The 6,576-nt window shown below is 76.7% G+C and carries 4 protein-coding genes and 2 pseudogenes; 2 read left to right on the forward strand and 4 right to left on the reverse strand.

Translation table 11 applies throughout. The features are described 5' to 3' along the window. The 4 genes and pseudogenes from WCS02_RS15855 to mtrA form a co-directional block, all read right to left on the reverse strand. Nucleotides 1-318 (reverse strand): annotated as a pseudogene (locus WCS02_RS15855) (hypothetical protein); the annotation flags it as partial. A 181-nt stretch (nucleotides 319-499) separates the two neighbouring features. After that, entirely contained in the window at nucleotides 500-2,452 is a 1,953-nt protein-coding gene (locus WCS02_RS15860; RefSeq protein ID WP_340294982.1) for an LpqB family beta-propeller domain-containing protein, read from the reverse strand. Next, nucleotides 2,449-4,188 (reverse strand): MtrAB system histidine kinase MtrB, encoded by a 1,740-nt coding sequence (gene mtrB, locus WCS02_RS15865; RefSeq protein WP_340294987.1) that lies wholly within the window; start codon nucleotides 4,186-4,188, stop codon nucleotides 2,449-2,451. Before mtrB ends, WCS02_RS15860 begins: the two co-directional genes overlap by 4 nt. Next, nucleotides 4,185-4,922, reverse strand: coding sequence for an MtrAB system response regulator MtrA (gene mtrA, locus WCS02_RS15870; RefSeq protein WP_340294984.1), 738 nt, complete (start codon nucleotides 4,920-4,922; stop codon nucleotides 4,185-4,187). The genes mtrB and mtrA overlap by 4 nt, the downstream gene beginning before the upstream one ends. Before the next feature lie 130 nt (nucleotides 4,923-5,052). Between mtrA and WCS02_RS15875 the strand changes: the two genes are divergently transcribed. Both WCS02_RS15875 and WCS02_RS15880 read left to right on the forward strand, forming a co-directional pair. Beyond that, a complete protein-coding gene (locus WCS02_RS15875; protein WP_340294985.1) occupies nucleotides 5,053-6,219 on the forward strand; it encodes a DUF7847 domain-containing protein in 1,167 nt (388 codons plus the stop codon). Further along, nucleotides 6,216-6,576, forward strand: a pseudogene (locus tag WCS02_RS15880) (DUF4129 domain-containing protein); the annotation flags it as partial. The gene WCS02_RS15875 and the pseudogene WCS02_RS15880, both read left to right, overlap by 4 nt.

Raw genomic sequence — 6,576 nt, forward strand, 5'->3', positions numbered from 1 at the left:
GGGCGCCTCGAACCCGGCCGCCGCGGCGGCGCGGGCCAGCGCGAGCGCCAGGACCGCGCCCACGTCGGCCCGGCCGCGCTCCTTAGCAGCCGCCACCAGCCCCCGGGCCGGTCCCCGCCAGCCCGCCGAGGCCACCACGGGCGTCCCGTCGGAGAGCTGCCGGCGGCGCAACGGCTCTCGGAGCAGCAGCGTCCGGCAGGCGACGCAGACGACCTCGTCGACCTGCCCGCACCCGGGGCAGGCCGTCGGCAGCAGCAGACCGGTCCAGCCGACCGTCGCCCGTGGCGCCCCCCGAAGTCCTGCCGTCCGCGTCTGCACCTCCCGACCCTGGCGCGGACCTACCGAGCTGCGGGGAGGCCGCCGGCAGGCTGTGGACGGTGCCGGCTGGGCGCGGCTGTGGACGACCGGGACCGTGGACCACCCGCACGGTGGACCACGTGGACCGCTCACGAGACGGCCGGCCGGGGCCGCGGACGACCCAGGTCGCGACGGCGGCGGCTCAGCCCGGGTAGACCGGCGACACCCCGGCGGGCCCGTCCAGCCACAGCGCGCCCGAGCGGCGCAGCACCGTGCCGTCCGCCGTGCCCACGACGATGCTCCGGGCGCTGCTCCCCGCGCTCACGGACACCGCGCCCGGCGTGGGCGCCAGGGCTTCCGTCGTGCCGCCGACCTGCGAGACCACCGGCCCCACGGCCTCCTCGCCCTCGCGACCGAGGACGACCACCTGCTCGTCGGTCACCCAGCCGGCGTCCACGGCGTCCGACAGCGGCGCAGCCACGGTGAACGCGGCCTCGGACAGCGACAGGGGCCGTCCCGCGGCGTCCCGGCGGACGCCCCGCACCTCGACGTCCACGGAGCCGTCGCCGTGGGAGACGACGAGCAGCACGCGCGCGCCGTCCCGGCTCACCCGCACCGCGCGCACCTCGTCGCCGGGCACGAGGAACCGCGCCTCGACCAGCTCGGTCGCGGGGGCCGCGCCGTCGCCCGCGGTGGCGGCCAGGACGGTGGGCACCTCGCCCGACCCGGCCGTGCCGGCGGACACCGTCCACACCCACGGCAGACCCGGCGGGTCGAAGCTCGGGGCGAGCAGCTCGCCGCGGCCGGACACCAGCGGCAGGGGCGCCGCGCCGGCCTGGGTCTGCAGCCACAGGGTGCGGCGGGACGCGTCGAGGCCGGCCAGGACGGAGGCGTCCTGGGACACCGCGAGCCCCGTGGCGACCTCGGCCGCCAGCGGGTCGGTGCCCTCGACGGGCACCGGGTCGAGGCGGTCCAGGCGCAGCACCGAGGAGCCCGGCGCCGCCAGGGGCCGGCCGTCCGCGCCGAGCACGGGGACCGACGCCCCGCCGTCCACGGGTCCTGCGTCGCCGAGGGCCGGCGTCTCACCCTCGACCTCAGCCTCACCCTCGGTCCCGTCGCCGGTCTCACCCTCCACCTCGCCCTGCGACCCGGGGGCCACGGCGTCGGCGGGCGGGGCGCCCAGCACGAACGGCCGGTCGTCGACGACCGGGTCGACGAGCAGCTGCGGGGCGTCGGGCGCGTCCTGCCCGGTGAGCTGGTCCAGCGGGGAGCCGTCGACGCTGACGACGACCTCGGCCACTCCCGGTACCGCCCGCAGTGTCTGCAGCAGCTGCGCCCGCAGCAGGGCCCTCTCCTCGCGGTCGGCGTCGAGGACCTCGTCGGTGAGGTCGACCGTGGCCACGCCGTCGACCACCTGCACCGTCGGCAGGTCCAGCCGGGTGCCCGCGGGAGCGGCCGATACCAGGGCGCCGAGGTACGGCGTGCTGGGGCCACCCAGCAGCGCCCGGACCAGCGACGTCGCCGAGGAGGTGAGCCGCGGGAACCACCGGACGTCGGGGACCAGGTACCGCAGGGTCGGGTCGAGGAAGTACACCTCGAAGTCGGTGAGCACCCGTGCGGCGTCGACCTGGCTGACCAGGACCCCGGGCGGCAGGTCGGCGATGCGCCACTCCCCCCTCACCTGCACCAGGTCGAAGCCGACCTCCTCCGGCGTCGGGGCCTGCTCGACGTAGCGGCCCGCCTCGTCGATGCGGGCGACCACGTCGATCTGGACCTGCACGGAGGCGACGTCGTCGGCCGTCCGCACCGTCGGGGAGAACACCGCGACGTCGTCGTGCACCACCGTCTGGTCCCCGGGACGCCAGTCCAGGGCGTCCGGGGCCAGGAACTCCCGCGCCACGGAGAAGTCGTCGAGCCCGGCGACGGCCGCGAGGAAGCCCTCGACCACCTGGCGCTCGTCGGCGCCCTCGGCCGGCCCCTCCGCGGTGACCCGCAGCGCGGCGCGGGCACCCTCCTGCCCGACGTCCCCGCCGGCGACGACCCGCCCGTCGGTGGGGATGGCGACGCAGCCGGCGAGCAGGAGGCCGAGCAGCGCGGCGAGCAGCCCCCGACCTACCGGCCGGGCTCGGGCGGAACGGCGTCCCGGGGCCCTCACCGGGTCACCTCGACGCGCCCGGGCGGCTGCGCCTCGGGCCGGAACACGGGGATGGGCGCCGTCTGGGAGGACACGACGTCGACCGGCAGGGCCGGGATGGACGCGGGGTGGCCGACGGCGACGTCGCGCAGGACCGTGCCGCCGGGGCCGGACGGCGGGGCGAGCGCGTCGGGCGGACGGACCACGAGCGGGCCCGGACCGGGGTCGGCCCCGGCGCGACGCGGCACCGTGAGGACGAAGTGCGCGCCCTGCCCCGGGGCGCCCCACACCTCGATCCGGCCGCCGTGCAGCCGGGCGTCCTCGAGCGAGATCGCCAGGCCGAGACCGGTGCCGCCGCTCGTCCGGGCCCGTGCCGGGTCGGCCCGCCAGAACCGGTCGAAGACCCGCTCGAGCTCGGCCGGGTCCAGGCCGATGCCGTGGTCCCGGACGCCCACCGCGACGGACTGCGCGTCCCAGCCGAGCCGCACGGTGACGTCGCCGCCCTCGGCGTGCTCCACGGCGTTGGAGACGAGGTTGCGGACCACGCGCTCCAGCCGGCGGCGGTCGACCTGGCCCATGACCGGCTGGGCGGGGGCGTGCACCACCAGGTCGACGCCCTTGGAGGCGGCGAGCCCGGCCACCATGTCGCTGGCGTGGCGCACCAGCGCGCTGACGTCGACGGTCTCCACGTCGAGCTCGGCGGCGCCCGCGTCGAAGCGGCTCACCTCGAGCAGGTCCGCGAGCAGCACCTCGAAGCGGTCGATCTGCCCCTGCAGCAGCTCGACGCTGCGGGCGGTGTCGGGGTCGAAGTCCTGCCGTCGGTCGTGGAGCAGGTCCGCCGCCATCCGGATCGTCGTCAGCGGCGTGCGCAGCTCGTGGGAGACGTCGCTGACGAAGCGCTGCTGCAGGTGCGACAGCTGCTCGAGCTGGACGATCTGCCGCTGGAGGGAGTCGGCCATGGCGTTGAAGCTGCGCGAGAGCATCGCCAGGTCGTCGTCGCCGCGCTCGGCCATCCGCTCCGACAGCGCCCCCGCCGACAGCCGCTGCGCCGTGCCCGCGGCCTCCCGCACGGGCTCCACGACGAGCCGGGTGACCAGCCACGCGATGCCGGCGACGAGCAGGACGAGGACGAGCTGGCCGATGAGCAGGGCGCGCTCGACGACCGCGAGGTTCTGCTGCTCCTGCTCCAGCCGGTACACCAGGTACAGCTCGTGCTCCCCGGACAGCGGGAGCGTGACCGTCGCCCCGACCGCGAGCGCCGGGACGCCGTCCGGCCCGCCGGGGGCGCGCACCTGCAGCAGCTGGCTCTGCAGCCGGTCGGGGTCGGCCTCGACGCCCTCGCGCAGCTCGGGCGTGACGGTGCTGGGCAGCAGGCTGTTGCTCGACACCTCGTCGAGGGTGACCGTCCGGTCGTTGCGCGCCGCCCGCAGCAGCACCACCTCGCGCAGCGGCTCCGGCCCGGACCCGCCCTCGAGCCGGGGCAGCAGGTCGTTGACCAGCTGCTGCTCGGCGACGGCGTTCTGCGCGGGGGCCTGGTCGAAGGTCTCCTGCGCCACGGCGACCTGCGCGCGGGCGTCGTCCAGGGCGAAGCTGCGGCGCTGCTCGACCAGGCCGTCGGCGACGTCGAGGAGGATGAACTGGCCCAGCGCGAGCACCACCACGGTCCCGAGGGCCAGGGTGAGCGCCACCACCCGGACCTGGAGCGACCGGCGCCACCGGCTCGCGACGGCGCCGACGAGGCCCGCGAGCTGGTTCAGCTGCCGGCCCCCGGGACGGCCGCGGCGGCGTGGCCGGCGCTGCCGCCGTCCAGGGGCTCCGGGCTGCCGGCCTTGTAGCCGACCCCGCGCACGGTGAGCACGAAGCGAGGGTTCTCCGGGTCGGTCTCGATCTTGGCGCGCAGCCGCTGCACGTGGACGTTGACCAGGCGGGTGTCGGCGGCGTGCTGGTAGCCCCAGACCTGCTCCAGCAGCGCCTCGCGCGAGAAGACCCGCCCCGGCACGCGCGCCAGGGCGACGAGCAGGTCGAACTCCAGCGGCGTGAGCAGGACCGGCGTGCCGTCACGGGTGACGCTGTGGCCGGGGACGTCGACGACGAGCTCGCCGATCCGCAGCACCTCGGGGGTGAGGGAGTCGCTGCGCCGCAGCCGGGCGCGCACCCGGGCGACGAGCTCCTTGGGCTTGAACGGCTTGACGACGTAGTCGTCGGCGCCGGACTCCAGTCCGAGGACGACGTCGACGGTGTCCGAGCGGGCGGTGAGCATGACGATCGGGGTGCCTGACTCCGCCCGGATCTGCTGGGCGACCTGGATCCCGTCCAGGCCGGGCAGCATGACGTCGAGCAGCACCACGTCGGGCTTGCGGAGCCGGAACTCCTCGAGCGCCTTGGAGCCGTCGGCGCAGAACACCGGGTCCAGACCCTCGCCCCGCAGGACGATGCCGAGCATCTCGGACAGGGCGGGGTCGTCGTCGACCACCAGGACTCGGCCTCGCATCCGCCCATGATGCGCCATGCCCCGCCCCCGCCGTCCACAGCCACGCCGGTCCCCGCCCGGCGCCGGGGGGCATGGAAGGATGACCGCGCCGGCGGGACCGCAGCCGGGGGGCGGCGACGGGGAGGACGGCGTGAGCGTGGAGGACCGACCGGACGGCGGGGGCGGTACCGGCTGGTCCGCGCCCGAGCAGGGCTCCGGCGGCTGGGGGCCCGCACCGGGCGCCCCCGTCGCACCCGCGGCAGGGACCGGCTGGTCCACTCCGGCCACGGCAGGTGCCCCGGTGCCGGGTGGACCTGCCGCAGGGGGCTGGGGCCAGCTCACCGGCCCCGGGCAGCAGCCCTACGGCAGCGTCCTCACCCGCCGCGGCATCGTCGCCCTCAAGCCGCTGGGCTTCGGCGACTTCTTCGACGGCGCGTTCCGGGCGCTGCGGCACAACCCGCGCGTGATGATCGGCCTGTCGGCGGTCGTCCTCGTCCTCACCAACATCCTCGTCGCGCTGCCGCTGGCCGGGATGTTCGCCGCCGGCGGGCTGCTCGACCCGGCCGCGGCCTCCGCCGAGCCGAGCGACACCCAGCTGGCCGCCATGGGCGGGAGCCTGCTGGCGCTGGTCCCGGCCGGGTTCCTGCAGTCGGTGGCGATCGTCGTGCTCACCGGCATCCTCATCCTGTCGGTGACCCAGAGCGTCGTGGACCGGCGGCTCAGCGCCGGCGAGCTGTGGCGCCGGGCCCGCGGCCGGGTGTGGCCCCTCGTCGGCTGGTCGCTGCTGCAGTCGCTGGTCGCCTCGCTCGTGGTCGGGCTGGCCCTGGCGCCCGGCGTCGTGCTGCTCGTGCTGGAGGAGCTCGTCAGCGGCGTCGTGCTGCTGGTCGTGCTCGGGCTGGCCGTGACCCTGGCCGTCATCTGGGCGGGGGTCGTGCTCGTCTTCGTCCCGGTCGTCATCGTGGTCGAGCGCCTGGGGATCGTCGCCGCCGTGCGCCGCTCGTTCCGCCTGGTGCGCGGCGCGTTCTGGAAGACGCTCCTCGTCCTCTTCCTCACCCTCGTGCTGACCGGTGCGGTGTCGCAGCTGCTGGCCACGCCGTTCGCCATCGTGGGCGGCCTGGGGCTGGCCCTGCTGCAGAGCAACCCGACCCTGGCCGGCGTGGTCTACGCGGCCTCGGTGAGCCTGGGGTCGACCGTGGGCATGGTGCTCTCGGTGCCGTTCCTCGCCGCCGTCGTCGCCCTGCTCTACGTCGACCGGCGGATCCGGCTCGAGGGCCTGGACGTCAGCCTGGCGCGCACGCTGGAGGACGGCCGGGCGTGAACCTGCTGCCCGCGCTCGTCCGCTCCGCCCCGGTCGACCCCGACCGCGCGACCGCCCGCCGCTGGGCGGTCGAGGAGCTGACCGACCAGGCGTACGTGCAGGCGCAGCCGGGGCTGCTCCAGCGCGCCATCCAGTGGGTCTTCGACCGGGTCGGCGACCTCGTCGAGCGGGCCGACGGCGCCTCCACCGGCACCGGTCTCGTCGTGGGGCTCGCGCTCGTGGCCGCCGTCGTCGTCGGCGCGCTCCTCGTCGCCGGCCCGCTGCGCCGCCGCGCCCGCACGGCGCGCCAGGGCGGCGCCGTCTTCGGCGCGGTGGTCCGCACGGCGGCCGAGCACCGGGCCGCCTCCGAGGACGCCG

Origin of the sequence: Aquipuribacter hungaricus (genome assembly GCF_037860755.1) — a bacterium.
GTDB classification, from domain to species: Bacteria; Actinomycetota; Actinomycetes; order Actinomycetales; family JBBAYJ01; genus Aquipuribacter; species Aquipuribacter hungaricus.

What these genes read in the sequence shown, in the direction of transcription:
- mtrA (WP_340294984.1), bottom strand. Translation starts at nt 4,922, where the DNA reads ATGCGAGGCCGAGTCCTGGTGGTCGACGACGACCCCGCCCTGTCCGAG.